We start from the raw sequence: 25,505 nt of genomic DNA, 5'->3' as shown, positions 1-25,505 counted from the left end.
TCCCCTTTTTGCGGACACTTCCATGAGCATCATCGCACAGCCCTTTGCGACCGACAGCGCCCCCCTTGCCATCCGCCATCTCGCCACCGAGGCCGAGGCGATCGAGGCAGCGCATGGCGCCGCCGCCGAGATCGCGCTGCTGGCGCGCGACGCGCAGCGCAACGACGCCATTCCGCATGAAGCCGCAGACATCCTCTCCCGATCGGGCGTCACTGCCATCCTGGTGCCGCAGGCGCTGGGCGGGATCGGCGCCTCGATCGAGACCGTCGTCGAGACGGTACGGATCATTTCCACCGCCGATGGCGGCGTCGGCCAGCTTCTCCAGATCCACAATGTGATGATCCGCGGCGTGTTCGCACGGCCCGACGATGCGTTTCGCGAGCGGCTGATCGCGGACATTCTTGCCGGCAAGCGCTTCGGCAACGCGCTGGCGGAGGGCCGCGGCAAGGGCAAGGGCGGGCTGACCGTGGTGGAGCAGGCACCCGACGGGCGGTGGCTGCTCAACGGGCGCAAGACCTTCGCCACCGGCTGCTACCTCGCCGAATGGATCTCGGTCTCGGCGACCAGCCCGCTCGGGCCGGTTGGCGTGCTGGTGCATCGCGACGCGCCGGGCCTCTTGCTGGAGGATGACTGGGCGGCGTTCGGCCAGCAGCATTCGGTAAGCGGCAGCGTGCGGTTCGCGGACGTCGCGGTCGACGAGCGCTTCCTCCCCCGCGCCGGCGCCGGCGGCGAGATGCCGCGCACCGGACTGACCTGGCCGCAGATCCTGCACGCCGCGATCGACACCGGGCTGGCGCGCGGCGCGCTGGAGGCGGCGACCGCCTATCTGCGCGACCATGCCCGCGTGTGGGTGGACGCCGATGTGGAGCGCGCGGCGGACGAACATCACATCATCAAGCGGATCGGCGAATATGCGGTTGCCGTGCGCGGGGCGGAATCCGCGCTGCGCTATGCCGCGCGCACCTTCGATCGGCACCGCGCCGCCCCGGACGATGTCGCGCTGCAGGACGAACTGATCCTCGCCGTCGCCACGGCGCGCGCGCAATCCGATCACGCATCGCTGTTCGTGGGCAGCGACCTGTTCGCGCTGACCGGCGCCAACTCCACCCTCGCGCGCTGGAACCTCCAGCGTTACTGGGCCGACGCGCGCGTCCACACCACCCATGATCCGATCCGGTGGCGGGTGTTCCACATCGGCAATTACTATCTGAACGACGTGCCGCCCGACGAATATGGCCGCGCCGCGCGCATCCGGCGCGAAGAGATCGCCCTCGCCGCCAACGCACCCGCCTCCGCCTGAACCCCGCCTTGTCGAAAGTCGCGCCCATGAGCTTTTCCCATCCGCTTGCCGACGAGGCCGCAGCGATCGCCGCCGCCCATGCCGCCGCGGCCGAGATCGCCACGATCGCCGCGGATCCCGGCGAACGCCGGCTGATCCCGCACCGGCAGGCCGAAATCCTCTCCGCCTCCGGCGTGACGGCGATCTGCGTGCCGGCGGGGTTCGGCGGCCTGGGCGCATCGATCGCGACCCTGGCGGAGGTGGTCAGGATCATCTCCACCGCCGATGGCGGCGTCGGCCAGATTCTGCAGATCCATTATGTGATGGCGCGCGGCATCTTCCAGCGCCCGCCGGGGGCGCTGCGCGACCGCATCGTCGCCGACATCCTCGCCGGCAAGCGGCTGGGCAATGCCGGCGCCGAGGTGGGCGGCCGCAACAAGTTCGACCACAGGACCCGCGCCGTCCGCGACGGCGAAGGGCGCTGGGTGGTCAATGGCGCGAAATTCTACGCCACCGGCTGCTACCTCGCCGAGTGGATCCTCACCGGCGCGCGGACCGACGAGGGGCCGATCGGCCTGATCCTGCATCGCGACACGCCAGGCCTGCATCTCGATGACGATTGGGATGCGTTCGGCCAGCAGCATTCGGTGAGCGGCGGCATTCGCTTCGAGGATCTGGTGTTGGCGGACGAAGCGCTCGTCAGCCACCAGCGGCGCGATCCGGCGCCCGCCGCCACCGCCGACGGTTCGCCGCTGCGCACCGGCCTGACCTTCCCCCAGATCCTGCACGCGGCGATCGACACCGGCATCGCCCGCGGCGCGCTCGACGCCGCGATCCTCTATCTGCGCACCCGCTCGAATCCGTGGGTCGACGCCGATGTCGAGCGCGCGCAGCAGGAACCGCTGATCATCAAGCGGATCGGCGACTATGCGGTGGCGGTGCGGCTGGCGGAATCGCTGCTGCGCGACGCCACCGAGCTGTTCGACGCCTATCTGGCGAAGGACCAGGATCCGGCGCTGCAGGACGAGCTGATCCTCGCGGTGGCGACGGTGCGCGCCCAGTCCGACGAGGCCGCGCTGCTGGTTTCCGGCGACATGTTCTCGCTGCTCGGTGCCAGTTCCTCCTATCGGACCCACAATCTCGACCGCTTCTGGGCAGATGCGCGGGTCCATACCACGCACGACCCGATCCGCTGGCGGCTGCACCATATCGGCAATTATTATCTGAACGGCGTGCCGCCGGATGAATATACCGCGGCTGCGGCGCGCAAGGCGGCGGCGCCCGAGACGATATTGCCGATCTCGCGATGACCGACCCGAGCGGCGCGACGCGGCGCCATGCCTCGCGCTTCGTGCGCTATCCCCTGCTGCGCAGCCTCGCGCTCTATCGCCACCGCCCGGTGGGCTTCCTGATCACGCTGGCGCTGTTCACCGTGGTGAATGGCAGCCTTGCGCTGCAACAGGGGCTGGTCGGCCATGCGGTGGATGAGGCACGCCTCGCGGCGACGGCCGGCCGCGCGTTCGACGGCATCGGCGTGCAGATCGCGGTCGGCCTGCTCGTCGCGGTGGCGGCGGTGCGCGGCGTGCTGCTCTACATCGCGGGCTATCTCTCGATCTCGGCCAGCCAGGCGCTGCTCAGCCTGCTGCGCGAGAAGATCCTGATCCAGGTCCAGTCGCTGCACCTCGGCTTCCATTGGGCGCATGGCATCGGCGCGCTAATCACCCGTACCACCCGCGATGCCGACAAGCTGCGCGACGCGCTGGTCGCGTTCTGGCGGCAGGTGGTGGAAACCACGCTGATCGTCATCGCCTCGGTGGGGCTGCTGCTGTGGTACGACATCGGGCTCGGGCTGGTGCCGCTGCTGCTGACCATCGCCGGCTGCATTATCTTCGTGGTCCAGACCGACCGGCTGGTGCTGCTCGATCGCAAGGTGGCGGACGCCTATGACCGGGTGAACCAGGATCTTTCCGAAGGCATCAGCGGGGTTCGCGTCATCAAGTCGTTCCGGCTGGAGGATGGGCGGACGGCCAAGTTCGGCGCCGAGGTCGCCAGCTATGTCGAACAGTCCCGCGCCGCGCTGGCCTGGTGCAGCTCGCGCATCCCCGTGCCGCAGGCGGTGGTGGCGCTCGGCCATGTCTGGATCCTTGCCTATGGCGCCCGGCTGGTGGCAGACGGCCGCATCCAGGTGGGCGATCTCGTCGCTTCGATGCTGATTGCGACCACGCTCGTCTTCCGCATCGAGGCGGTCGGTCGGGTGATGCGCATTTTCGCCGATGCGCGCGCCTCGGCGGCGCGGATCTGGGAACTGCTCGACGAACGCTCGATCCTGGTGGAGGGCAACGCCGCCATCGCCGAGGGCGAGATCGGCCTGCGCGTGGAGGAAGTAACCTATCGCGCGCCGGGCGGCGATGTGCGCATCCTCGATCGCTGCGGCTTCACCTTGCGCCCCGGCGAGATCGTCGCGCTGGTCGGCGCCACCGGATCGGGCAAGAGCTCGCTCGCCTCCCTCCTCCCCCGCCTCGCCGACCCCGATGGCGGCACGATCCGCATCGGATCGGATCAGGGCGGCTGGCAGGATCTGCGGAACGTCCGTCTCGCCGAACTGCGCCGCCGCATCCATGTCGTACCGCAGGACATCTTCCTGTTTTCCGACACGCTGGCCGCGAACCTGCGGGTTGGCGCGCCCGACGCCACCGACGCCGATCTGCACGCCGCGCTGCGGCTCGCCGCCGCGGAGGATGTGCTGGAGGGCCTGCCCGAAGGCCTCGACACGCGGCTGGGCGACCGCGGCATCACCCTTTCGGGCGGCCAGCGCCAGCGCCTGTGCCTGGCCCGCGCGCTCATTGCCGAGCCCGACATCCTCGTGCTGGACGATGCGACGAGCGCGCTCGACGCGCTGACCGAACGGCGGGTGCTCGCCAACATCCGCGCACTGCGCGGCCGCGCCGGCGGCAGGCTGAGCGTGCTGCTGGTGACCAGCAAACTCTCTTCGGTGCTGCTCGCCGATCGCGTGCTGCTGCTCGCCGGCGGCCGCATCGCCGCCACCGGACGGCACGACGATCTCGCCGCCGACCCGATCTATCGTGACCTGCTGGGGATCGACGATGCCGCCGCCTGACCCCAAACGCGTGATGAGCGACATCGAGATCGAGGAAGCGCTGGCGCGCAAGGCGCTGGACCGCGGCATGTTCGGCCGGCTGCTGCCGCTGCTGAAGCCGGTGCGCGGGCGCGTGGCCGCGGTGATCGCGCTTGAGGCGGCGCTGGTCGCCGTCGTCTTCCTGCGCCCCTGGTTTGTGGCCCAACTCATCGATCATGGCTTCATCGCCGGTCCGGACGGCGTGCGGCTCGACCATCGCCTGCTGGCCTGGCTGGCGCTGGGGCTCGGCGCGGCGTGGGTGGCGCGGTTCGCGCTCGCCGGCGTCTCGCTCTATTTGTCCGGCACCGCCGCGCTGCACGTGCTGGGCACGCTGCGCACGCGGGTGTTCGCGCATGTCCAGCGGCTGAGCGTCGGCTATTTCGATCGCACCAAGGCCGGCCGCATCCTCTCGCGCGCCGACCGCGACGTCGATGCGCTGGAACCGCTGCTGATCCAGGGGCCGCCGGAACTGCTGTCGGCGCTGCTGCGCTTCGTGGTCGCCGCACTATTGCTGTGGCTGATCGCGCCGCTGCTGCTGGCGGCGCTCGCCGCGGTGGTGCCGGTGCTGATCTTCGCCACCTGGCTGTTCAAGCGCGTATCGCAGCGCAACTGGGCGCGCGTCGCCGAGAACCGATCGCGCTTCACCGCGCATCTCGTCGAGACCGTCTCGGGCGCGCGGATGATCCAGCAGACCGTGCGCGAGGACGCCAACCTCCACACCTATCGCGGCCTGCTGAGGGATTTCGACCGGTCGCTGGTGCACGGCAACATCCGCGCCGGCTGGTTCGCGCCGCTCAGCGGTTTGCTGAGCACAGTCGGCATGGCGCTGCTGCTGCTGGTCGGCAGCTATGGCATGGCGCGCGGCCAGCTCACCCTCGGCGAACTGACGCAGAGCCTGTTCTACGTCATGCTGTTCCTCGGCCCGCTGCAGGATCTCAACGACCTGTTCGAGCGCTATGCGACCGGATCGGCCTCCGCCCAGCGCATCTTCCTGCTGCTCGATACCGAGCCGGAGATCGTCGACGCGCCCGCCCCGCTGCCCTCGCCCACGATCCGCGGCGCGGTGACCTTCGGCGGCATCGGATTCTCCTACGATCCCGTCCATCGCGGCCGCGTGCTCGACGGGCTCGATCTCTCGATCGCCAGCGGCGAGGTGCTGGCGATCGTCGGGCCCACCGGCCACGGCAAGAGCACCCTCGTCCAGCTCCTCACCCGCTTCTACGACGTGCAGGACGGCGCGGTGCTGATCGACGGGATCGACATCAGGCAGATTCGCCAGGTGGACCTGCGCCGCCATGTTTCGGTCGTGCTGCAGGACAATGTGCTGTTCAGCGGTACCGTGCTCGACAATCTGCGCCTCGCGCGGCCCGATGCCACCGACGAGCAGCTGATCGCCGCAACCCGCGCGCTCGGTGCGGACGAAGTGCTCGAGCGCCTGCCCAACGCCTATCACAGCGAGGTCGGGCCGCTCGGCGCGCATCTCAGCCACGGCCAGCGCCAGCTCGTCTGCCTCGTCCGCGCCTATCTGGCCGACCCGGCGATCCTGGTGCTGGACGAGGCGACCTCGGCCGTCGACGTTCATACCGAGCGGATGATCCAGCGCGCGCTGCGGCGGCTGTGCGAGGGGCGGACCGCCATCATCATCGCGCATCGCCTGGCGACCATCCGCGATGCCGATCGCATCGCCGTGATCCGCCATGGCAAGGTGGTGGAAATCGGCCCGCACACTGCGCTGATCGCGGCCGGCGGGGTCTATGCGTCCCTCTACGAGGCCTATCGTGCGCAGAATGGTGCCGACGCCCCTGTGGTTGAATTCAGCCAGAACATCTCGACACACTGATGGAATCAGATCAGCGACAGACAGAACTCTCCCCACCAACCCGCCTACTCCTCCCGAAATTATTGCGTTTCTTTGGATAATTGCACTTCGCTCCGATTTGGCATCGCCTTTGCATTGATGGCCCCGATCATGGGGAAAGCATCGCTCGATCGAACAACGGTCGAAAACAATCTCCCCAAATGGCGCATCAATTCAGGGAGGCATATTTCATGGGGAAGTCGGTGGGGCGCCTGTTGCTGGGCGTGAGCATGACCAGTTTGGCGGCGGTCGGCGTCGGCCATGCCGCGGCGCCGGAAGAGGCGGCGGTCGCCGCCGCGGCTCCGGCGCCGGACCCGGCAGCCGAAGCGGGTGGCGAAACGCTGATCGTCACCGGCGCGCGCAGCGCCGGCCGCACCGTCGAGAACAGCCCGACACCGATCGACGTGCTTTCCGCCGACACCTTGCGCGAGGCCAACCAGTCCAGCCTGCTGCAGACGCTGAACGACACATTGCCGTCGTTCAACGTGCCCAACCTGCCCAGCTACGGCATCAACACCTTCATCCGCGCCGGCCAGTTGCGCGGCCTGAGCAGCGGCCATGTGCTGGTGCTGGTCAATGGCCGCCGCCGCCATGTGACGGCGCGGCTGGGCGTGAACGATGCCGGCGCGGCGGCGGTCGACCTCGGCCTCATCCCGATCAGCACGATCGACCGTGTCGAGGTGCTGCGCGACGGCGCATCGGCGCTCTACGGGTCGGACGCGATCGCGGGCGTGATCAACGTCGTCACCCGCAAGGATAATGAGGGCGGCACCCTCTCCGCGCGGGTCGGCGAATATTATCAGGGCGGCGGCACCGCCCAGCAATATGATGCCGGCCTCGGGCTGAAGCTGCCCAACGAGGGGCACCTTTATCTCAGCGGCCAGTATATCCAGCAGAAGGCGCTGTTCGGCGACGGCGAGGTGCCCTCGCAATATCTGTTCTACTTCCCGCGCGATGCGGCGGGAAATCAGATCCTGCCCGGCGGCAACCGATCGACCGGCCCGACATTGCCGGCGGGCGCCACGCCCGATCCGCGCGAGGCAACGGTGGATCGCCGCAAGATCTTCGGTGCATCGGGCGGTGTGCCGCGCGCCAAGGTCGCGACCTTCACCGCCGACTTCGCATTGCCGTTCGGCAATGGCGTCGAATTCTATGGTTTCGGCGATTATTCCTACCGCACCGGCCGTTCGCCGCAGCATTTCCGCTTCCCCTCGCGCGACGAGGTGGTGCGCGCGATCTGGCCCGACGGCTTCACCCCCTATAGCGGCGTGAAGGAGAATAATTTCTCAGTTCAGGCGGGGCTGCGCGGCGAGATCGGCGGCTGGAACTGGGATCTCAGCAGCGTGTTCGGCCGCGACGATATCGACACCTATGTCTATGATTCCAACAGCCCGAGCTATGGCCTGGCCAGCAAGACCGACTTCTTCCTCGGCAATTATCGCTATTCGGCGTGGACCAACAATCTCGACCTGCGGCGCACCGACGAGGAGGGGCTGTTCGGCGTCACCACCGACTGGTCGTTCGGTGCCGAATATCGCCGCGAGACCTATCGCCGCACCGCCGGCGAGGAACAGTCTTGGAACCATGGCGGCCAGCCGATCCTCGACGGCCCCCGTGCCGGCCAGCCGATCCCCCGATCCGAAAGCGGATCGCAGGCCGATGTCGGCGTTCGCCCGCAAGATGCGGCGCGCGGATCGCGCAACGTCTATGCGGTCTATGCCGGCTTGTCGCTTCGCCCCAGCGAGGCGGTGACCATCGATCTCGCCGCGCGCTACGAGGATTATGAGGATAGCGGCGGCACCCTCACCGGCCGCGCCTCCGGTCGCTACGAGTTCGCCCCCGGTTTCGCGCTGCGCGGCACCGCCAGCACCGGCTTCCAGGCGCCGGCGCTCGCTGCCCAGTCGTTCAGCCAGACCAATGTGACGGTGAACACCACCAACCACACGCTGTCGGTCAGTTCTCCGGAAGCGCAGGCGCTCGGCGCGCGGCTGCTCGATCCGGAAAAATCGCTGAACTTCAGCGCGGGCATCGTCGCCAGCCCGGCGCCGAACGTGAACCTCGCGGTCGACCTCTACCAGATCCGGGTGAAGGACCGCATTTCCTCGGTCGCGACGTTCAGCGAACTGACCAATCCCGGTTCAGGCGCGCTGGTGCAGGCCGCCTCGCCGCTGTTCGGGCCGAACGATGGCATTTCCTACCTGATCAACGCCGGCACCACCCGCACGCGCGGCGTCGACGTCGTGCTGGATGGCAGCTTCGACCTCGACGCGGCGGGCAAGCTGCGCTGGAGCCTCGCGGGCAATTACAACAGCACGGACTATCTCAGGATCGCGCCGACCCCCGATGTACTCTCCCGCTTCAACATCGTGTTGGTCTCGGCGGCGACGCAGGTGCAGGCGCGCTATCGGGCGCCGGTCTACAAGGGCATCGCCAGCCTCAACTGGAGTTCGGGCCCCTATTCGCTGGGCCTGCGCGGCACCTATTACGGCAAGCTCAACCGCGCCTACACGGTGACGGTGCCCGGCGGTCCCAACGAAATGGTGATCCGCGACGTGGGCCAGGTGTTCATCGCCGATCTGGAAGCCGGCTATGATTTCACCGAACGGCTCGGCCTCAGGGTCAATGTCAGCAACCTGTTCGATCGCAAGCCGCCGCAGGTGCCGCTCAACGCCACCTCCCGCTGGCCCTTCGCCAGCAAGGCTTACGTGCAGGACAGCCCGGTGAACCCGCTGGGCGGCTTCTATTCCGCAACCATCACCTATCGCTGGTGACCGACGATCAACACAGGAGGATAAGGATGAACGCCCCAACCCAGGCCGGTCTCGACAAGATCTGGTTCACCCGCTGCCCGGTGCCGACCGCGACCCGCCTTGCCTACAAGCTCGGCTGGCTCGACGAGGAATTCGCCGCGGACGGCATCGCGATCTCGACGCTGCAGGATGGTGCGCAGGGCCTTGCGCACCATCATTACACCATCAACTGCCCGGGCTGATCCGCGAGGGCGGCAGCCTGCTCGCGCTCGCGGCGCGGGCGCAGGGTGCCCCCACCCGGCTGATCGGCCTCACCTGGATCGACGAATGGCAGGCGATCCTCGTCCGCCCCGGCTCCGGCATCTCGCGGCCCGAGCATCTGAAGGGCAAGCGCGTCGCCCTGCCCGCCTGGGTCGAGCGGCCCGATCCGTCGCACGTGCGCGGATCGAGCATCGCGCGCGGCATGAGCCTGCACGGCATCAAGGGGGCGCTGGATTCGACCGGCCTGAGCCTCGACGACGTCATCTTCGTCGAGACCGGCCATGACCGGCCACGCGATGCGGACGATGGCGCGCGCGGCCTGCAATCGCTGTGGAGCGGCCTGCCCGATCTGGTCGAAGGCCGGATCGACGCTGCCTATGTGAAGGGCGCCGCCGCGGTCGACGCCGCGGTGCGGCTCGGCCTCGAAGTCGGCATCGATCTCGATGCGCTGCCCGATCGGCGTTTCCGCGTGAACAACGGCACGCCGCGGCCGATCACCGTCCATCAGGATCTGCTGCGCGACCATTTCGACCTCGTCGTGCGCTTCATCGACCGCACCTTCGACGCGGCCGACTGGGCGGCGGACAATATCGAGGGCGTGCGCAACGTGCTGCAATCGGAGACGCGCGGTGGCTCGGCCGGCGTCGCGACCGCCTATAGCGATGCGGCGATCGCATCGCTTCACCCGGATCTGTCGGAGGAGCGGCTCGATCTGTTCGAGCGGCAGAAGACTTTCATGCTGGTCCACGGACTGCTGGACCGCGACTTCGACCTGCGCGGCTGGGCCGATCATTCGGTGATCGACGCAGTGCTGGAGCGGCGTGCACGCAAGGAACAGCGCGTGGCTTGAGCGCGAACATGTCCTCCCCGAGCTTTGCCCGGGGAGGACAATCGCTGCCTTAAGCCTCCACCCCGAGCCGCGGCGAATCCGCCACTAGGCCGCGCGTGTAGGCCGCTTCCGGCGCCGTCAGCACCGCATCCACCGGCCCCTGCTCCACGATCCGCCCCTCGCGCAGCACCACCACCGCGTCGGCGATGGCACGGACGACGGCGAGGTCGTGGGTGACGAACAGAATGGTCAGCCCGTCGCGCTGCAGATCCTGCAACAGCGCGAGGATCGCCGCCTGCACCGACACGTCGAGCGCAGAGGTGATCTCGTCGCAGATCAGCAGCTCGGGTTCGCAGATCAGCGCGCGGGCGATGGCGACGCGCTGGCGTTCGCCGCCGGAAAGGTCGCGCGGCCGGCGGGTCATCACTTCAGGTGGCAGCGCCACGCGTTCCAGCGTGGCGATCGCACGGCGTTCGGCCTCGGCGGCGTCGATGGCGAAGAAATGGCGCGCCGCGGTGCGCAGGATCTCGCCCACCGACTGGCGCGGATTGAGCGCGCGGAACGGGTTCTGGAAGATATACTGGATGCGGCGGCGCAGCTCGAACGGGCGACGCGGGTCCGACAGCGCGTGGGTCGTGCCGCGATAGACGAACTGCCCCTCGGCATCCTCCAGCAGGCCGACGATGGTCCGCGCGAAGCTGGTCTTGCCCGATCCGCTCTCGCCGACCAGCGCGGTGCAGAGCCCCTCCTTCAGATCGAGATTGAGGTCGAACAGCACCTGGGTGCGCCCGTAATGCGCGTTGACCCCGGCGAAGGAGGCGAGCGGCGTGGCACTGACGCCGGCGGCGCTGAGTGCTGCGGCGACGGTCGCCGGCGCCGGCGGCGGGCCGGGATGATGGCAGGCGAGCCGCTGGCCGTCGGCGGGGCCGGCGAGCGCGGGCTGGGCGTGAGTACAAAGATCGCTCGCGCGCGGGCAGCGTGGGGCGAAGGCGCACCCCTCCGGCCGGCCCTGCGGCGCCGGCGCGTGGCCGGGGATCGGCCGCAACGCGCGGCGGCCGGACACATCCGGCACGGCATCGAGCAGACCCTGGCTGTAGGGATGCGCGGGCGCCGCGAAGATCGCCTGCGCGGTGCCGGCCTCGACGATCCGCCCGGCATAGAGCACCACCACCCGATCGGCGAGCTGACGCACCACGGCGAGATCGTGCGACACATAGACCGCCGCGATCCGCTGTTCGCGGCACAGCCGCCGCAATGTCGCCAGCACCCGCGCCTGGGTGGAAACGTCGAGCGCGGTCGTCGGCTCGTCGAGCACGATCAGGCGCGGGCGCAGCACCACCGCCAGCGCGAGCAGCACGCGCTGCTGCTGCCCGCCGGAAAGCTGGTGCGGGAAACGGCGGAGGAAATCGGGCGTCGCCGGCAGGCCGACATCCAGAGCGGCAGCGGCGATGCGCTCGGCACGTTCCGCCTTGCCGAGACCGGAGCAATGGGCGCGCAGCACCTCGTCGAGCAGCGCGCCGATCCGCGACATCGGATTGAGCGCCATTGCCGGATCCTGCGCGACATGCGCGATCAGCGGGCCGCGCATCGCACGCAGCGCCTCAGGGTCCGCCTCGAGCAGTTCGCGGCCATCGACCCGCACCGACCCGCGGGTGATCCGCGCGCCGGGCCGAACCGCGCCGAGCAGCGCGGTGGCGATCGTCGTCTTGCCCGATCCGCTTTCCCCGACGAGGCCGACGATCTCGCCTGGCGAGACCGAGAAATCGATGTCGGCGACGATGTCGGCACCGTCGGCCAGCGAGACCGCCAGGTCGCGCACCGCGAGCAGCGGCGCACCGAAATCGACCGAAATCATTGCCTCCTCCCGATCCGCGCACCGTGGCGACTGATGCCCTCGGCGACCAGATTGGTCCCCAGCGCGAAGATCGCGATCAGCACGACCGGCGCCAGCACCGCCCAGGGCTGGATCATCAGCCCGGCGCGGTTCTCGTTGATCATCAGCCCCCAGTCCGCCGCAGGCGGCGCGACGCCATAACCGAGGAAGCTGAGGCCGGAAAGCATGCCGACCGCCCAGGTGAGCATGATGCCCAGATGCACCAGCAGCGGCGTCGCGATGTTGGGCAGGATCTCGCGGAACAGGATCCGCCAGCGCGGATAGCCCATCAGCCGCGCCGCCTCGACATATTCCTGCCCCGCCACGCCCAGCGTGACGCCGCGTGCCAGCCGGATCACGCCCGGCACGAAGGCGATCGTCACCGTCAGCACGATCAGCCACGGTTCGCGCCCCAGCATCGAGACGACGAGCAGCACGAGGATGAGGTCTGGAAAGGCGAGCAGCACATCGGTCGCCCACACCACCGCCTGGTCGACGCCGCGGCGGAACAGCCCGGCGGCCATGCCGATCGCCGCGCCGACGATCAGCGCCAGCGCCGATGCGGCAAGGCTCATCCACAGCACCGAGCGGCCGCCCACGAGCAGCCGCGACGAGATGTCCCGCCCCAGATAGTCATGGCCGAGCGGCGCGCCTTCGCCCGGCATGCCATAGGTCGGGCCGACCATCGCCTGCGGCTCGTGCGGCGCCAGCCACGGCCCGAGCAGCGCGACGAACACGGTGATCGCGACGAACACCAGCCCGATGCGCAGCTGCGACTGGCGCAACGCCCTTGCCGCGGGCGAGCGCCGCCGGCGCCATCCTCCCTTGCGTTTCATACGCTCCCTGCCCTCAGTTTCAGCGCCGCGCGGGTGCCGGGGCGCAGTTGCGGCCGTTCGGCGGTGCGCAGCTTCGGGGTCGCGAAGACCGTGGCGACGTCCGCCAGCAGGTTGATCGCGACCACCGCGGCAGCCAGCGTCAAGGTGATCGCCTGGATCACCGGCACGTCGCGCAGCTCGATCGCCGCGTTCAGCGCGTTGCCGATGCCCGGATAGCTGAACACCACCTCGATGATCACGGCGCCGCCCAGCAGCATCCGCGCGGTCAGCGCCATGCCTTGGATCGCCGGCACCAGCGTGTTTGGCACGGCGTGGCGCCAGATGATCCACCGCTCGGGAATGCCGCGCAGCCGGGCGGCGGCGACATAATCCGATTCCAGCGTCTCGATCATCGCCGCGCGCACCAGCCGCAGCAGGAAGGGCGCGACGGTCAGCACCAAGGTGACGACGGGCAGCACCAGGAAGGCGGGCTGCGCGAGCGGCGAACGTTCGGGATCGAGCAGCGACACCGCCGGCAGGATCTGGAAGATCGTCGTCGAGAAGATCAGGATCAGGCCGATGGCGAGCACGAAGCCCGGCAGCGCCTTGAACAGGATCAGCGCGTTCATCGACCAGCGATCGACCCAGCCATCACGCCGCATCGCCAGCGCGACGCCGCCCGCGAACGCCAGCGGCACCGCCAGCAGCAGCACGACGATCATCAGCGTGGCCGAATTGCCGAACCGGTCGGAGACGATCGTGCTCGCCGGCACGCTGGAATCGAGCGACGATCCGAAATCGCCGGTCAGCGCACGTCCGGCCCAATGGACATATTGCTCGAGGATCGGACGATCGAGGCCGAGTTGCACCTGCAATGTCCGTACGCTCTCTTCCGAGGCATCCGCCCCAAGGATCACCCGCGCCGGATCGGACGGCAGCGCCTGGGTGGCGATGAAGACGAGGAGGCTGATCACCAGCATCGTCGCCACACCCGACAGCAGCCGCAGGCCCAGCCAGGGCAGCCATCCGGGAATGACGATGCCGTCACGCGCGCCGACATTCGCCACTTCGAGGGCTGCCGGTGCGGGCAGCGGTACCGTCCGCACGCCCGCATCGGGCGCCTTCACCACCGGCAGGCCGAGCCGGCGCGCGTCCGTGCTCATGCAACCAGCCGTTCGACGGCGCCCGGCGCCTGCTTGTCATGGCGGGCGGACGGTTCGGCGGGGCGCGGCACGCGCAGCGACGGCACGTCGAAGCCGTGATCGAGGTCGAGCAGCGGGAACAGCAGGTCCGCCACGCGATGCGCCTCGGCGATCAGCGGGAAGCCCGAGAGAATGAACGCGCTGGTGCCCTGATCGGCATATTCGCGGATCCGCGCCGCGACATTCTCCGCCGATCCCACCAAGGTCGTGCCCGAAGCCGGCCCCATGATGTCGAAGCCGAACCAGGCCGGCCCGACCCAGACATTCGGGTAGATCTCCAGATCGCGCGCGCTCGGCAACCGCCCCTGACGCACTGACTCCAGATTGCGTTCGATCAGCGGGTCTTCGCTGCGATAGGTCTCCAGCGTCTCGCCCGGCGGCAGCCGCATCGCGATCGAACGGCGGGCATGGTCGAGCGAGGAGCGCGAGAGCAGCCACTCGGCATGCGCCCATGCCTCTTCCTCGGTTTCGCGCACGATCACCTGAAGGCGGGTGCCGTAGTCGAGGCTGCGGCCGATCTTCGCCGCCTCCGCACCGACGCGGCGGAACTTGTCGCCCAGCAATGGCGGGGTGCTGGCGAAGCTGAGATAAGTGTCGAGCAGCTTCACCGAATGAGCGACGCCCGGCGCTGACGTGCCGGCGCCCCACAGCGGCACGCCCGCCGGCTGGTAGGGGCCCGCCCAGACCGACATCGGCGCGGCGCCCTCGCCGCGCGGGGCCAGCTTCACATGCCGGCCGTCATAGCCGGACCGGTCGCCGCCATAGACGCGGCGGAACGCGTCCCAATATTCGAAGCTGAAATCGTAGCGCTCGTCGTGCGGATAATGGATGCCGAGCGCGGCGAGGCCGGCATCATTGCCGTTGACGACGTTGAACAGCAGGCGGCCGTTGGAGAAATGATCGAAGCTCTGCGCATATTTGGCGAGCACCGCCGGCGAAAGCTCGCCCGGGTGCTGCGCGACGAGGAAGCGCATGCGCTCCGTAGCGGGGATCATCGCCGCGGCCACCGCCAGGCTCTCGAACGCGCTCGAGCCCAGCAGCGCGCCGTAGAAGCCGAGGCGATCGATGGTGATCGCCAGTTGCTGGAGATGGTCGAAGCCGGTTTCCCACCGGCCTTCCGGCGCCCAGGGATAGGGGCCGTCCGGCGCGGTGAGATACCAGAGGAGCTTGACGGGTCGCGACATGCTGCCTGCCCCTCAGCCGAGATCGGTGGCGGGCAGCAGGTTGAGCGCGCGCGCTTCCTCGATGCGGCCGCTCATCCGCCACTGCTGGCGCAGCACGCCGGGGCCATAGGGACGCGATCCGCCCAGCGCCTGCGCGCGGATCTGGATGTCGGCGCCCTCCTCCAGCAGCAGGATGAACTCGGCGAGGTCGCGCAGGCCCTTCCAGCCCCACACGGTGGCGCCGCCATTGGCCTCGATGATCGCCGGGGTGAAGGGATTGGCGGCGAGCGAGTCGAGGATGAAATCCTGCTCGTCCTGCCGGCGATCGACATAGACCGGCAGTTCGCGGGCGAGGTGGTAGCGCTGCACCGGTACATAGCTGATCGGCAGGCTGCGATGCGTCTGCGCCCACGCCGCGAGGTTGGGCGAATGGACGTGACTGAGCGAGGTGATCGTCGGCTGCGCGTTGAATACCTTGAGGTAGCGGTTGGCCCCGCGTCCGAGATGGACGGTGCCGTCCAGCCCGACCACCGACGCGCTGAGCGGTTTGTCATGGTCGAACGGGTGCGGCAGGCTAGTGGAGACCAGCAGATCCTCGCCGGGCACGCGCTCGATGAAGTTGACCGTGCCGTTGGCGGTCAGCGTGCCGACCGCGCGATAGCCGCGAAAGATGTCCGCCGCCTGCGCGAGGAATTCGTCGACGAAGTCGGTGACCGCCGAATTGAGCGGCTGATCGATCTGAATGGCAGTGGCCATGAAAGTCTCCCGAAAGGCAGGGTCTGCGCTGGTGGATGCTCAGCAAGGGACGTGCCAGCCGCGCATTTGCTCGATGATCGCGGCATGGCGCGGCGTGGCTGTTGAAAAAGCATCAGCATCGGCGCGGTGGCGTGCGCGGATCTGTCCAGCGCACACCTACGTCACGGCAGGCTGGCGCTATTCGGCCGTGTCCTGCGGCTGCGGTACGGTGCGCAGATAGGGCTTGTGCGTCGTCCAGCCGTCCGGGAACAGCTTGCGCGCCGCCGCGTCGTCCAGCGACGGCACGATGATGACGTCCTCGCCCTGCTTCCAGTCCGCCGGGGTCGCCACCTTGTGGCGATCGGTGAGTTGCAGGCTGTCGATCGTGCGCAGGATCTCGTCGAAGTTGCGCCCGGTCGACGCCGGATAGGTCAGGGTCAGGCGCAGCTTCCTCGCCGGATCGATCACCAGCACGCTGCGGACCGTGGTGGTATCGGACGCGTTGGGGTGGATCAGTCCGAGCAGATTGGAAACGCTGCGGTCATGATCCGCGATCAACGGGAAGTCAAGCCGAGTACCCTGCGTCCCCTCGATATCGTCGGCCCAGCGCTCATGGCTTTCGGCGGGGTCCACCGAAAGCCCGACCACCTTCACGCCGCGCCGGTCGAACTCGGGCTTCAGCCGCGCGACGGTGCCGAGTTCGGTCGTGCACACCGGTGTGAAATCCTTCGGGTGCGAGAACAGCACTACCCAGCTCTCGCCTGCCCACTTGTAGAAATGGAGCGCCCCCTCGGTGGAATCCTGCGTGAAATCCGGGACGATGTCTGCCAGCTTGAGCGACATGAAGCGACTCCTTCGTCGATGATTGGGAGTCGCAATTCTCTATTGTTTAACTAGAGTTTGAAGCGAGGAAATATTCCCCGATGGAAAGCAGGATTATCCGCGCGCTCAGTGTGCCGCGCGATAGGCGGGGTCGCGCGCGTCGATCGCCGCCTGCCAGGCGCGCAGCAGATTGCCGCCCCACAGTTTGGCGATGGCGGCGTCGTCATAGCCGCGCCGCCTGAGTTCCGCGGTGACGTTGGCGGTCTCGCCGACATCGGCCCAACCGGCCACGCCGCCGCCATGGTTGAAGTCCGACGAGATCGCGACATGATCGACGCCGATCCGCTTGACCGCATAGTCGATGGCGTTGGCGAGTTCGGCGAGCGTCGCCTTTGGCTCCTTCGCCCGGATCGCGTAATAGCGCCGCGTATACTCCGCCTGCTGCGCGCCGCTGAGCGCGGGATTGCCGCCGGGAGACGCGCCGAATTCGCGCTGGAGCGCAGCGATGGCATCGCGGGTGGCCGGTGCATCGGGTCGCAGATAGGCGCTGAAGGCGTTGATCGCGATCACCCCGCCCTTTGCCTTCAGCGCATCCAGCTGCGCATCGCTCAGGTTGCGCGACACATCGACCAGCGCGCGCACGTCCGAATGGCTGGCAATTACCGGCGCCCGGCTCGCCGACAGCAACTGGTCGAACGCCTTGTCGGACAGCTGGGACGCATCGATCAGCACGCCGAGGTCGTTCAGCCGTTTTACCGCCGACCGGCCGAGCGGTGAGAGGCCGCCATTCTCATCAGGCCGCTCGCCGCGCGGCAGCGCCGGGCGCGAGGAGTCGGCGAATTGGTTGTTGCCGGCATGGACGAAGCCGAAGATGCTCACGCCGCGCGCGTGCCAGCGATCGATCTCGTCGAGATCCTCGCCGAGCGGCCATGCGTTCAGCAATGTTTCGACCAGCGCCAGCTTGCCCGTAGCGACGATCCGGCGGACATCCGCCGGCGTGGCGGCGCGCTCCACGCGCCCCGGGTCGGCCTTGGCGATCGCGACGATGGCATCGTGACGGGCGAGCAGCCCCCAGCGCGCCTCGACGAGTGCCGCCGGCGTGCGTTCGCCCTGCGGCACGAACAGCGCGAGGCCGATCGCGGTAAGGCCGCCACGGCGCGCGCGATCGACATCGAACTGCGACGCGGGGTCGCTGCCGCCCGACCATTCGGGCGCCGCCGCCGATGCCGGCAGATCGACATGGGGATCGAAGACCAGCGACTGCGCCATCGCCGGCACAGATAGGGGTGCCAGTAAAGCCGCGGTGAGCAGCAGGGCACGGCACAGGTTCATCCGCATGACTCCTCCTTCGCTTGAAGCAGCGTCTCTCAGTTTCTCGACATATATTGCGGGCCGCCCCTCCCCCGCGGCGCGGCCCGCGGCCCGACAGGGCCTACCAGTTGAGCCCGGCGCGCACGTAGAGATAGCGGCCACCGAAGCCGAACGGCGAGTAATAGGGGAAGCCGACCACGCCGGTGCTGTTGTTCGCGGCGATCGTGGCATCCGGATAAACATCGAACAGGTTGCTGGCGCCGAACGCGATCTGCCCGCCCTTCACCGGCTGGTAGCGCAGTTCGAAATCGGTGATCGCATGCCGGCCGGTATGAATGTCGGCCGAACCGTTCGCCGCCGTGCCGGGCTGGTTGACGTCGCCATAATAGGTCACGCGCGCGGTGGCACCGAGGCCATCGAGCGACCATTCGAGCGCGCCGGTGATCTTGGTGCCGGGCGTGCCGTCTTCCAGTGTCAGGATGCGGCTGCGCGCGAACAGCACCGGCGCGGGATCGATCGTCGCGGTCGAGGTCGGCACGCGCGTCACTTCGGTATCGTTGAGATTGCCGGCGACGGTGAAATCGAAGGCGCCGGCCGCCGCCGTGGCCAGCCGGTAATGCGCGACGGCGTCGATGCCCTTGGTGGTGGAGGCGAGGCCGTTGATGAAGAAGCGCGCGGACGGCACGTTGAACGGCGCCAGGATCGCCGCCACCTGCGGGCTGAACGAAGCCTGGATGTTCTCGGACAGGCCGAGCTGGTCGCGGATCTTGATGTGATAGGCGTCGACGGTCAGGTCGAACCCGCCGGCGCGAATGACCGTGCCGACCGAGAAGTTGGTCGACTTCTCCGGATCGAGCGGCCGGCCGCCCAGCGCCGCCGCGACCGGGCTGGTCGACGGGAAGGTGCCGGTGAGGATCGGCACGCCATTCTGCACGACCGATGCGATCGAGGTGAAATATTGCTGCTGGAGGCTTGGCGCGCGAAAGCCCGTGGACGCCGTGCCGCGCAACGCGAACCAGCGCGCGATATCATAGCGCAGCGAGAGCTTGCCGGTCGCGGTCTCGCCGAAATCCGAATAATGCTCCGCGCGGCCGGCGAGCCCGACGAGAAACGCATCGGTCACCTGCGCTTCGAGATCGATATAGCCGCTGACGTTGTGGCGGCTCCGCTCGATCTCGTTGAGCGGCGAGAAGCCGACGAAGCCTTGCGCGCCGGGCGCCTGCCCCGCGATCGCGCCCGTCGTCGGATAGCCGTAGGAGGCCGGCTCGCCGGCGCCGATCCTGTAGCCTTCGCGCCGGAACTCGACGCCGAAGGCGAGATTGAGCGACTGGAAGACGTCGAACCGGCGGGACACGTCGATTCCGCCAACGAGTTGGTCATAGGCGACCTTGCCGTCGTAGAAGTCGGTCGGCGAGGCGTTGCCGAAGCTGTAGTTCGCCGAATTGCGCGTGTAGAAATCGATCTCGTTACGGCCATAGCTGAGACTGAGATCAAGGTTCCACGCGCCGATATCGCCCTTGAGGCCGAGCGTGGTGTTGAGATTCTCCGACTTGGTCTGGATGATCGGCAGGAAACCGTCGGGGTAAATGCCCGACACGGCGCCCGCCGCGGACGGCAAGCGCGGAAAGGCGGCGCTGCGGCTGTCACGGTCCTGATAGCCGACCCAGCCATAGAGTTGCAGGCTGTCCGCCAGCGCGATGCCGGCGTTGATCCAGCCGGTATATTGCTCGACTTCGGGATCGCCGAAGCGGCCGGTGATCCGCAGCGGCGACACGCGCGGATCAAAATCCGCACGGTTGGTCGCCTGGCGCTTGAGGAACTCGCCGGAAATCGTGACGAAGCCATCCTCGCCCAGCCGCGCGCCCTGCCAGGCGGAGGCGGTGAAGGCATGCTCGCCGGTCGTGTTGCGCCGACCGCGCGCGGTTTCGATCTCCGTGTCGTAAAAGCCATAGGTCAGGCTGGCGCCGCCGCCGGATTGCGCCTCACGCAGCCGCAAATTGACCACGCCGGCGATCGCGTCAGACCCATATTGCGCCGAGGCGCCGTCCCGCAGCACCTCGATCTGCTCGATCGCCACCGAAGGGATGGTGTTGAGGTCAACTGCGGACGAGCCCCGGCCCACCGAACCGTTGGTGTTGAGCAATGCCGAACTGTTGGCGCGGACGCCGTTGATCAGCACGAGCGTCTGGTCTGGCGCGAGGCCGCGCAGGGTTGCCGGACGAATGGCATCAGTGCCATCGACCGCGGACGGGCGTGGAAAATCGATCGACGGCGCGACCGCCGCCAGTGCCGAGGCCAGTTCGGTGGTACCCTGCTGGCGCAACGCCGGCCCGCCCAGAACGTCGACGGGCGACGCGGAATCGAGGCGGGATCGGCCGGCAACGCGGGTGCCGGTCACGACGATGTCGGAATCGTCGGCACCGGTTTCCGCTGCCTCGCCCGCGTCCGCAGCGGCCGATTCGGTCTGCGCATGGGCCGCCGAAGCATGGATGCCGCTGGCCAGCGCACTCGTCACTACCAGCGCCGTTCCCAACCTTTTCATTCACTAACCCCTTCGGCTTTGCCATTGAGGCGGCAATAGCCTATCTTTTAACTAGAGAATGAACGAAGAAATGATAGGGGCATCCCAATGGCGGCTTGGGGCAGTGACGGTGGAGCGTGACGCTCCGAGCGATCAATCTCGCGCGCAAGCGGCCAGGATCGCGGACAGCAAGCCGGGAAAACGCGCGTCGACCTCGTCGAGCCGGGCGCAGTTGACCACTTCCTTGCCGCGCCGCTCCGAATGGACGAGGCCGGCCTCGCGCAGGATCCGCATGTGGCGGGACAGGCTGGATTTCGGCATCACCGACGGCGCGCATTGGGTGCAGTTCCGGGGCGTCGCCCGCTCGGCCGCGAGCCTGGCAAACAGCGCGAGACGCGCTGGATCGGCCAGCGCGTTGAGCACCGCATGGAGGTCGATCGCCTCGGGACCTGGATGGAGCAGCGGTCGCATGACCGCGTCAATCCGCCAAAAAATTGTTCGCGGCAATAGTTCCATTTTCTTGAACTGAGGAACTCTGCTGCTAGCTTGGATCCGGCTCCCCTGCCGCGCTTCGGAGGATGACATGATCGATCTGCATTACTGGACGACGCCGAACGGCCATAAGGTCACCATCTTCCTCGAAGAGGCAGGGCTGCCCTATCGCATCGTGCCGGTGAACATCGGCAAGGGCGCGCAGTTCGCCCCGGACTTCCTCGCGATCGCCCCCAACAACCGCATTCCCGCGATCGTCGATCATGCGCCTGCGCAGGGCGACCGGCCGGTGACGCTGTTCGAGTCCGGCGCGATCCTGCTCTATCTGGCGGAGAAAGCCGGCACGCTGATCCCCGGCGACGTCCATGGCCGCGCCGAGGTGCTGCAATGGCTGTTTTGGCAGATGGGTGGTCTGGGGCCGATGGCCGGTCAGAACCATCATTTCCGTGCCGCTGCGCCGCAACCGATCCCCTACGCGATCGATCGCTACACCAACGAGACCAACCGGCTTTACGGTGTGCTCGACAAGAGGCTGGCTGACCGTGCCTTCGTGGCCGGCGACGCCTATTCGATCGCCGACATCGCCAGCTACCCATGGATCGTGTCACATGAGCGGCAGGGCCAGTCGCTCGACGACTTCCCCAACCTCAAGCGCTGGTTCGAGACGATCCGCGATCGTCCGGCGACGGTCCGCGCCTATGCGGTGGCGACCGAGGTCAATCCGGCCGGCGCCGCGCCTTTGACCGAGGAGCAGCGCCGGATCCTCTACGGCCAGACCGCAAGCGTGGTGCGCGCGAACGCCTGAGCGCGCGCCCTCCCCGGCCGGCATCATCGGAGCACCCCATGCGGCAGCTTCATCTCGGCGCGTTCATGCGCCCGGTCAGCATCCACACCGGAGCGTGGCGCTATCCCGGCGCCGCGCCCGATGCGAACTTCAACTTTCCGCTGCTCAAGCGCTTCATCCAGCGGCTGGAGGCGGCGAAGTTCGACGCCTTCTTCATGGCCGATCATCTGGCCGTGCTGAACATGCCAGTATCCGCGCTCAAGCGCAGCCATACCGTCACCTCGTTCGAGCCCTTCACCTTGCTGTCCGCGCTGGCCGGTGCGACCGAGAAGATCGGCCTCATCGCCACCGCTTCGACCACGTTCGACGAGCCCTATCACATCGCCCGGCGGTTCGCGTCGCTCGACCATATCAGCGGCGGCCGCGCCGGCTGGAACATCGTCACCACCGCCAATCCGGATGCCGCGCTCAACTTCGGCTATACCGACGAAATCGACCATGACGCGCGCTATCGCCGCGCGCACGAATTCCACGACGTGGTCACCGGCCTGTGGGACAGTTTCGCCGACGACGCCTTCGTTCGCGACGTCGAATCCGGCATCTTCTTCGATCCTGATCGCCTCCACGTGCTCGACCACAAGGGCGAGCATCTGTCGGTGCGCGGCCCGCTCAACATCGCACGCCCGATCCAAGGCTGGCCGGTGATCGTGCAGGCCGGCGCGTCCGAAGCCGGGCGGGCGCTGGCCGGCGCGACCGCGGAGGTGATCTTCGGCGCCGAGAGTTCGCTGGAACGAGCGCAGGCCTTTCATGCCGACATCCGGCGGCGCATGATCGAAAATGGCCGCAACCCCGAATTACTGCGCGTGCTGCCCGCCGCGTTCGTCGTCGTGGGTGACACGATCGAGGACGCGCGGGCCAAACGCGCCCACCTCGACAGCCTCGTCCATTACGACAGCGGCATCCATTCGCTGTCGGGCATGCTTGGCCACGATGTTTCAGCCTATGATCCCGACGGACCGTTGCCCGACATTCCCGACACCAACGCCAGCAAGACCGTGCGAGAGAGCATGGTGGAGGTCGCCCGCCGCAAAAATCTGACGATCCGCAAACTCGCCGTGAAGGCAGGCAGCTATTCCGGACTGGCCTTCGTTGGCACGCCGCAAAGCATCGCCGACGAGATGCAGCAATGGCTGGAGGCGCGCGCCAGCGACGGGTTCAACATCATGTTCCCGTGGCTGCCGGGCGGGCTCGACGATGTCGTCGACCGGGTCGTACCCGAACTGCAGCGGCGCGGCATCTTCCGCCGCGACTATCGCGGCACGACATTGCGCGACCATCTCGATCTGCCGCGGCCGGCAAACCGCTTCTTCGCCTGAGCCAGAGCGGCCTTCCGCTCAGGCAATGAGGTCGAAATTCTTGAGGTGCGTGCGGATCACGTTGCGGGTGACGCCGAGCGATGCGGCGGTACGGATCTGATTGCCCTCGCTGCGCAGATAGGCCTCGCGAACGGTGATGCCGATCACGCGGTCCAGTATGTCTGGCTGATCCTCGTCGAGCAGCCGCGCGATCAGGGGGCGGAGCCGGTCTTCCAGGCTCAGCGCCGCCTCGTCGGCGCGGGGCCTCTCGGCCTTTGCGGTCGCCAGGCCGAGGTCGGCCACCTGGATGATGCCGTCGAGGCTGGTGAGCGTCGCGCGATGGATCGCGTTTTCCAGCTCGCGGATATTGCCGGGCCACGCGTAGCCGAACAGTGCTTCCTCAGCCGCCGGGCTGAGATCCAGCCGTTCGGCGTTGATGCGATCCCCATATATTTGGAGGAAATGGCGGGCGAGCGGCAGGATGTCCGCCGGCCGCTGCCGCAGCGGCAACAGCGGCAGGCAGACCACCTGCAACCTGTAGAACAGATCCTCGCGAAACTTGCCGGCGGCGACCGCCTTGGACAGATCAACATTGGTCGCGGCGATCAGGCGGATATCCAGCGGCAGCGCCGTGCGCGATCCGATGCGCACCACTTCGCGTTCCTGCAGCACGCGCAACAGCTTCACCTGCAGCGACAGCGGCAGATCGCCGATCTCATCGAGGAACAGAGTGCCGCCATTCGCCGCCTCGAACCATCCCGCGCGTGTCGCGCCGGCACCGGTGAAAGCCCCCTTTTCATGACCGAACAGTTCGGATTCGATCAATGTTTCCGAGAATGCGCCGCAGTTGACGGCGATGAACGGGGCCTTGGCCCGGCCGCTGAGACGATGGACATAGCGCGCCACGAGTTCCTTGCCGGTGCCGGTTTCCCCCGTCACCAGGATGGTGGCGTCACTGGGCGCGGTGCGCTCGATCAGCGGGATCAGCGCGCGCGAGCGCGGATCCGAAAAGACGAACGCACGGGCCCTGATCGCCAGCGTGTTGGCATTCTCGCCATCGAGCGACAAGACCCCCGGCGCGCGCTCCCATGCGGATAAGTTGCCCACCGTTTTCGGGTCCCTGTCGGGCGTATTGGTCGGCGCCGAAGCCATCCTTTCGCCTCCCTCTGTAGAAGGCGATGCCTAACAGAAAATTCTCTAGTCAACTGATAGGAAAATCTTCACGGGTCAAAAGCTGGATTGTTCTGGATCATTTATTCATGCCGCGCGGCGGGCGGCGCGCAGCGCCAGCGCCGCCGCCAGCGGTCGCGGATCGATCCACGCGTCGATATCCACCGCGGCTTCGAGAAAGCCGTGCAGGCGCAGGAACTGTTCCTGGATGCGCAGCAGATCGATACGCTGGTCCGATGTGTCCGGATGCAGGTTGCGGTGAAAACCGTTGCGGTAAGCGGCAGAGACGGCGGTGGGGCTCGCCAGTGTCTCGCGCGCGAGGATCGGCGTCAGTTCGGCGAGATGCGTCGCCGCCCAGTCGGCGGCACGCAGCGTCTGGTAGAGGAAGCGCACGACCAGGTCGAAATGGTTGTCGATCATCGCGGCATCGACGATGATCGGACGCGGCGTGCCATTGTTGATCCGTGCGAAGCGGCTCGGATAGGCATCCAGGTCGATACCGACCTCAAGCCCCAGCCGTGCCGCGGCCTCGGCGGCGGCGGCGCCCTTGACGTAGACCGCATCGACGCGGCCCTCCGCAAGCCATTGCAGGCCCGCCCACATCCGCTGCATGCCGTCGACCGCCTCGAAATCGATGCGCGGCGCCGGTACGTCGACGATGCGGATGTCGTTGAAGTCCAGCCCCGCCAGCGCCAGCGCATTCTTGATGCCGTGCAGCGACATGCCCCGCACATTGCTTTCGCCGCGCGTCAGCGCGAAACCCGGCAGCGCCACGCGCAGGCCCTTCAGGTCACGGGGTTCGAAGGGGCGGCTCCGCGGGGCGACGATGATCGCCTGCCCCTCGTCGATCCAGGTCAGGCCGATCGCCCGCGTATCAGCGCCCTGCGCGCGCGCCGCCAGCGCCTGGATATTGCCGCCCTCGCGAAACACCGCCGCCGGCGCGCCGCCATCCGACGCGCGCACCAGCCGCAGCCTATCCTCGCGCGTCCACGCGACGTCGATGCCGTCACGTGCGAAGTCCTCGCTTAGCCAGCCGAGCGCAAAGGCGACGCTCGACGCCGCCGGCACCGGACAGCGGGTGATCCAGATCCTTTCCGGACGGTTGGCGCCGCCAGCGATCGCTGCAGTCATGGGCAAGTCCTTCGGTTA

20 protein-coding genes are annotated in these 25,505 nt (G+C 67.9%); 9 read left to right on the top strand and 11 right to left on the bottom strand.

What is annotated here, in order from left to right:
* Nucleotides 1–22 precede the first annotated feature (22 nt).
* The 7 genes from FHS96_RS26175 (at nt 23) to FHS96_RS26145 (ending at nt 10,134) form a co-directional block, all read left to right on the top strand.
* The gene (locus FHS96_RS26175) at nt 23–1,300 is read left to right on the top strand and encodes an acyl-CoA dehydrogenase family protein (RefSeq protein ID WP_429598837.1); all 1,278 of its coding nucleotides are present in this window, start codon (nt 23–25) and stop codon (nt 1,298–1,300) included.
* 26 nt (nt 1,301–1,326) lie between these two features.
* Complete coding sequence (locus tag FHS96_RS26170) at nt 1,327–2,589, top strand: acyl-CoA dehydrogenase family protein (protein WP_429598835.1); 1,263 nt, start codon at nt 1,327–1,329, stop codon at nt 2,587–2,589.
* Nucleotides 2,586–4,397 (top strand): ABC transporter ATP-binding protein, encoded by a 1,812-nt coding sequence (locus FHS96_RS26165; protein WP_429598832.1) that lies wholly within the window; start codon nt 2,586–2,588, stop codon nt 4,395–4,397. Before FHS96_RS26170 ends, FHS96_RS26165 begins: the two co-directional genes overlap by 4 nt.
* Nucleotides 4,384–6,255 carry an ABC transporter ATP-binding protein gene (locus tag FHS96_RS26160; RefSeq protein ID WP_429598829.1) on the top strand — a complete coding sequence of 624 codons (1,872 nt, stop codon included), beginning with the start codon at nt 4,384–4,386 and terminating at the stop codon, nt 6,253–6,255. Before FHS96_RS26165 ends, FHS96_RS26160 begins: the two co-directional genes overlap by 14 nt.
* A gap of 209 nt (nt 6,256–6,464) precedes the next feature.
* The gene (locus FHS96_RS26155) at nt 6,465–9,044 is read left to right on the top strand and encodes a TonB-dependent receptor plug domain-containing protein (RefSeq protein WP_429598825.1); all 2,580 of its coding nucleotides are present in this window, start codon (nt 6,465–6,467) and stop codon (nt 9,042–9,044) included.
* Nucleotides 9,045–9,070: 26 nt separating this feature from the next.
* Nucleotides 9,071–9,265 (top strand): hypothetical protein, encoded by a 195-nt coding sequence (locus tag FHS96_RS26150; protein ID WP_429598823.1) that lies wholly within the window; start codon nt 9,071–9,073, stop codon nt 9,263–9,265.
* A gap of 221 nt (nt 9,266–9,486) precedes the next feature.
* Nucleotides 9,487–10,134: a substrate-binding domain-containing protein gene (locus FHS96_RS26145; protein ID WP_429598821.1), complete on the top strand. Its 648-nt coding sequence runs from the start codon at nt 9,487–9,489 to the stop codon at nt 10,132–10,134.
* A 49-nt stretch (nt 10,135–10,183) separates the two neighbouring features.
* Here the strand turns inward: FHS96_RS26145 and FHS96_RS26140 are convergent, their stop codons facing one another.
* The 9 genes from FHS96_RS26140 to FHS96_RS26100 form a co-directional block, all read right to left on the bottom strand.
* Nucleotides 10,184–11,968, bottom strand: a complete 1,785-nt coding sequence (locus tag FHS96_RS26140; RefSeq protein ID WP_429598818.1) for a dipeptide ABC transporter ATP-binding protein — start codon at nt 11,966–11,968, stop codon at nt 10,184–10,186.
* A complete protein-coding gene (locus FHS96_RS26135; RefSeq protein WP_429598814.1) occupies nt 11,965–12,822 on the bottom strand; it encodes an ABC transporter permease in 858 nt (285 codons plus the stop codon). Before FHS96_RS26135 ends, FHS96_RS26140 begins: the two co-directional genes overlap by 4 nt.
* The gene (locus FHS96_RS26130) at nt 12,819–13,964 is read right to left on the bottom strand and encodes an ABC transporter permease (protein WP_429598811.1); all 1,146 of its coding nucleotides are present in this window, start codon (nt 13,962–13,964) and stop codon (nt 12,819–12,821) included. Before FHS96_RS26130 ends, FHS96_RS26135 begins: the two co-directional genes overlap by 4 nt.
* On the bottom strand, nt 13,961–15,187 hold the full coding sequence (locus FHS96_RS26125) for an LLM class flavin-dependent oxidoreductase (protein ID WP_429598809.1): 1,227 nt from the start codon (nt 15,185–15,187) through the stop codon (nt 13,961–13,963). Before FHS96_RS26125 ends, FHS96_RS26130 begins: the two co-directional genes overlap by 4 nt.
* A 12-nt stretch (nt 15,188–15,199) precedes the next feature.
* The gene (locus FHS96_RS26120) at nt 15,200–15,922 is read right to left on the bottom strand and encodes a class II aldolase/adducin family protein (RefSeq protein ID WP_429598806.1); all 723 of its coding nucleotides are present in this window, start codon (nt 15,920–15,922) and stop codon (nt 15,200–15,202) included.
* A gap of 177 nt (nt 15,923–16,099) precedes the next feature.
* Nucleotides 16,100–16,744, bottom strand: coding sequence for a peroxiredoxin (locus FHS96_RS26115; protein WP_429598802.1), 645 nt, complete (start codon nt 16,742–16,744; stop codon nt 16,100–16,102).
* A gap of 105 nt (nt 16,745–16,849) precedes the next feature.
* Nucleotides 16,850–18,061: a dipeptidase gene (locus FHS96_RS26110; RefSeq protein WP_429598799.1), complete on the bottom strand. Its 1,212-nt coding sequence runs from the start codon at nt 18,059–18,061 to the stop codon at nt 16,850–16,852.
* Between the two features lie 94 nt (nt 18,062–18,155).
* Nucleotides 18,156–20,576 (bottom strand): TonB-dependent receptor plug domain-containing protein, encoded by a 2,421-nt coding sequence (locus FHS96_RS26105; RefSeq protein WP_429598796.1) that lies wholly within the window; start codon nt 20,574–20,576, stop codon nt 18,156–18,158.
* Between the two features lie 132 nt (nt 20,577–20,708).
* On the bottom strand, nt 20,709–21,026 hold the full coding sequence (locus FHS96_RS26100; RefSeq protein WP_429598793.1) for an ArsR/SmtB family transcription factor: 318 nt from the start codon (nt 21,024–21,026) through the stop codon (nt 20,709–20,711).
* A gap of 112 nt (nt 21,027–21,138) precedes the next feature.
* Here FHS96_RS26100 and FHS96_RS26095 point away from each other — a divergent pair, with 112 nt between their 5' ends.
* Together FHS96_RS26095 and FHS96_RS26090 are read left to right on the top strand one after the other, a co-directional pair.
* Nucleotides 21,139–21,852 carry a glutathione binding-like protein gene (locus FHS96_RS26095; protein ID WP_429598790.1) on the top strand — a complete coding sequence of 238 codons (714 nt, stop codon included), beginning with the start codon at nt 21,139–21,141 and terminating at the stop codon, nt 21,850–21,852.
* Nucleotides 21,853–21,890: 38 nt separating this feature from the next.
* A complete protein-coding gene (locus FHS96_RS26090; RefSeq protein WP_429598787.1) occupies nt 21,891–23,207 on the top strand; it encodes an LLM class flavin-dependent oxidoreductase in 1,317 nt (438 codons plus the stop codon).
* A gap of 18 nt (nt 23,208–23,225) precedes the next feature.
* Here FHS96_RS26090 and FHS96_RS26085 read toward each other — a convergent pair whose 3' ends face one another.
* Nucleotides 23,226–24,338: a sigma-54 interaction domain-containing protein gene (locus FHS96_RS26085; RefSeq protein WP_429598784.1), complete on the bottom strand. Its 1,113-nt coding sequence runs from the start codon at nt 24,336–24,338 to the stop codon at nt 23,226–23,228.
* A 105-nt stretch (nt 24,339–24,443) separates the two neighbouring features.
* Nucleotides 24,444–25,487 (bottom strand): ABC transporter substrate-binding protein, encoded by a 1,044-nt coding sequence (locus FHS96_RS26080; protein ID WP_429598781.1) that lies wholly within the window; start codon nt 25,485–25,487, stop codon nt 24,444–24,446.
* Between the last annotated feature and the right edge of the window lie 18 nt (nt 25,488–25,505).

Origin of the sequence: Sphingomonas zeicaulis, assembly GCF_050433225.1 — a bacterium.
GTDB lineage: Bacteria > Pseudomonadota > Alphaproteobacteria > Sphingomonadales > Sphingomonadaceae > Sphingomonas_D > Sphingomonas_D zeicaulis.
Note: the sequence above shows the minus strand (reverse complement) of the source record. Positions and strands in the feature narration are given on the sequence as shown.

Coding starts and splice junctions, on each gene's coding strand:
- FHS96_RS26105 (WP_429598796.1), bottom strand. CDS start 20,576: ATGAAAAGGTTGGGAACGGCGCTGGTAGTGACGAGTGCGCTGGCCAGC.
- FHS96_RS26100 (WP_429598793.1), bottom strand. CDS start 21,026: ATGCGACCGCTGCTCCATCCAGGTCCCGAGGCGATCGACCTCCATGCG.
- FHS96_RS26155 (WP_429598825.1), top strand. CDS start 6,465: ATGGGGAAGTCGGTGGGGCGCCTGTTGCTGGGCGTGAGCATGACCAGT.
- FHS96_RS26135 (WP_429598814.1), bottom strand. CDS start 12,822: ATGAAACGCAAGGGAGGATGGCGCCGGCGGCGCTCGCCCGCGGCAAGG.
- FHS96_RS26120 (WP_429598806.1), bottom strand. CDS start 15,922: ATGGCCACTGCCATTCAGATCGATCAGCCGCTCAATTCGGCGGTCACC.
- FHS96_RS26165 (WP_429598832.1), top strand. CDS start 2,586: ATGACCGACCCGAGCGGCGCGACGCGGCGCCATGCCTCGCGCTTCGTG.
- FHS96_RS26115 (WP_429598802.1), bottom strand. CDS start 16,744: ATGTCGCTCAAGCTGGCAGACATCGTCCCGGATTTCACGCAGGATTCC.
- FHS96_RS26095 (WP_429598790.1), top strand. CDS start 21,139: ATGATCGATCTGCATTACTGGACGACGCCGAACGGCCATAAGGTCACC.
- FHS96_RS26110 (WP_429598799.1), bottom strand. CDS start 18,061: ATGCGGATGAACCTGTGCCGTGCCCTGCTGCTCACCGCGGCTTTACTG.
- FHS96_RS26170 (WP_429598835.1), top strand. CDS start 1,327: ATGAGCTTTTCCCATCCGCTTGCCGACGAGGCCGCAGCGATCGCCGCC.
- FHS96_RS26090 (WP_429598787.1), top strand. CDS start 21,891: ATGCGGCAGCTTCATCTCGGCGCGTTCATGCGCCCGGTCAGCATCCAC.
- FHS96_RS26150 (WP_429598823.1), top strand. CDS start 9,071: ATGAACGCCCCAACCCAGGCCGGTCTCGACAAGATCTGGTTCACCCGC.
- FHS96_RS26140 (WP_429598818.1), bottom strand. CDS start 11,968: ATGATTTCGGTCGATTTCGGTGCGCCGCTGCTCGCGGTGCGCGACCTG.
- FHS96_RS26175 (WP_429598837.1), top strand. CDS start 23: ATGAGCATCATCGCACAGCCCTTTGCGACCGACAGCGCCCCCCTTGCC.
- FHS96_RS26130 (WP_429598811.1), bottom strand. CDS start 13,964: ATGAGCACGGACGCGCGCCGGCTCGGCCTGCCGGTGGTGAAGGCGCCC.
- FHS96_RS26145 (WP_429598821.1), top strand. CDS start 9,487: ATGAGCCTGCACGGCATCAAGGGGGCGCTGGATTCGACCGGCCTGAGC.
- FHS96_RS26085 (WP_429598784.1), bottom strand. CDS start 24,338: ATGGCTTCGGCGCCGACCAATACGCCCGACAGGGACCCGAAAACGGTG.
- FHS96_RS26160 (WP_429598829.1), top strand. CDS start 4,384: ATGCCGCCGCCTGACCCCAAACGCGTGATGAGCGACATCGAGATCGAG.
- FHS96_RS26080 (WP_429598781.1), bottom strand. CDS start 25,487: ATGACTGCAGCGATCGCTGGCGGCGCCAACCGTCCGGAAAGGATCTGG.
- FHS96_RS26125 (WP_429598809.1), bottom strand. CDS start 15,187: ATGTCGCGACCCGTCAAGCTCCTCTGGTATCTCACCGCGCCGGACGGC.